Origin of the sequence: Dysosmobacter sp. HCP28S3_G4, assembly GCF_052065175.1 — a bacterium.
Taxonomy (GTDB): Bacteria; Bacillota; Clostridia; order Oscillospirales; family Oscillospiraceae; genus Oscillibacter.
In genome coordinates this window covers 1-1569 of sequence record NZ_JBQHUP010000097.1, presented here as the reverse complement: position 1 = coordinate 1569, position 1569 = coordinate 1, and the positions used below count along the sequence as shown (strand labels likewise).

The window sequence follows — 1569 nt, the reverse complement described above, 5'->3', positions numbered from 1 at the left end:
TCATCCCCCAACAGCGATAAGGACACGCCGTGGGCCACCATCTTCTCGATGTAGCCGATATCCCTCTGGATATATTGCAAATTCCCGCGGAGAACCATCCGCGTTTCTCGTGCAGTATGGGTGCGCTTCTTGGTGTATGCCAAATATCTTTCCCGAGCCTGCTGGCGATAGGTCCGGGGCTTCTCGGGGTACAGATCACGGGCGGAAGGATGCTGGGTCACTACGACGCCAGGTTCACCCTCCGCACCTACACCCACGCTACGCGCCAGAAACAGGACGAGGCTGCCCGAACCATGGGAAGCATCATGACACAGGTAATGTAAAAAACAAGGTCGACACACAGCGGGAGCGCCGGATTTTACGTCCGGCGTTCTTGCGTTGTTTCCGGATATTTCCCCGTGTGGGTCAGGTTGTGGGTCTTGACTGACTCTGAGTTAAAAAGTAAGCTACAACAGCAGTTTTTCAACCCCAACACGGCACAAGGCAGAAAAAATGAAAGCGGGTGTAAAAATACAACAATCCCCAAATATCAGCCGATATTCGGGGATTATTGGAGCTGATGGTGGGAATCGAACCCACAACCTTCTCATTACGAGTGAGATGCTCTGCCATTGAGCCACATCAGCGTATTTGATTGTCTTCGCCCGGTCTGGTAATTACGAATCAGCTGCTCTACCGACTGAGCTATTCCAGCATGGACTGATTTTGTCTGATACAAGCCTCTTCTCAGACACGCATGATATTATATCACAACATTCCCGGCACGTCAACCTATAATTCTGTGCCTCCGTCATTCCGGCCATCCGGACAATACTGATATTACAATCCGTATTTTTGCATGTCATCCTGCAAAATTACTTTTGTCATTTTGTCAATCTTTTTCCCGAATCCGTCCATTTCTTCTAATTTTATCCAGCCCCTCTCTTTTTTCCCGGAACCACGTTCGAGGGACCTCGCTGTTTTCGACGGTTCCCAGCCTCCGCCATTTCCCGTCATTTATTTACATAATACTTTTTATATTTTTCCTCTACAAAGAGTTATTCACATTGTCCACAGAGTTTTCCACACGGATTTTTCCTGTATCACCCTTGCTTTTCCACCTTTTCTACGGAGTTTTCCACAACTCACCCTCTAGTTTTCCCCCAATTGCCCCCCTGTAGATGAAATCGACATAAAACCTTTTCCCTTTTCATTTTCTCTGTTTTTCCCGTAAATTTTCTCTGGACAGAGCTCCGGCTGCACAATGCTTTTTATAAATTTCAAAAAATAAGTTGTCTCCCTTTACATTTCATTTTTGCCCGCCTGCATGCAATCTTATTGCAGAGATACATCCGCTCAGACCCCTGGATCTCACGGAAGCGACGGAGCAAAAGCAGCCCCTTTACTGATCTGATCGGCAGAAATCGAAAGGGCTGGTATCCATGGAGAGTTCCTGTAGACGACAGGCAATGCAGCGGCTTGTCAGGGCAAAAGAAAACGGCAGTCTGACGACTGCCGTTCAAGTGTTGGCGCTACCTATTTTACCGGGCCGTCACCAGCCAAGTATCGTCGGCAGAGATGAGCTTAACT

General features: G+C 48.0%; 1 protein-coding gene and 1 tRNA gene. Both read right to left on the bottom strand.

The window, feature by feature from the left end; all coding sequences use genetic code 11:
- Positions 1–551: 551 nt before the first annotated feature.
- Positions 552–626: transfer RNA gene (locus ACTNBU_RS12545), tRNA-Thr, on the bottom strand.
- A 193-nt stretch (positions 627–819) separates the two neighbouring features.
- Positions 820–996, bottom strand: a complete 177-nt coding sequence (locus ACTNBU_RS12540) for a hypothetical protein (protein ID WP_441034433.1) — start codon at positions 994–996, stop codon at positions 820–822.
- Positions 997–1569 lie beyond the last annotated feature (573 nt).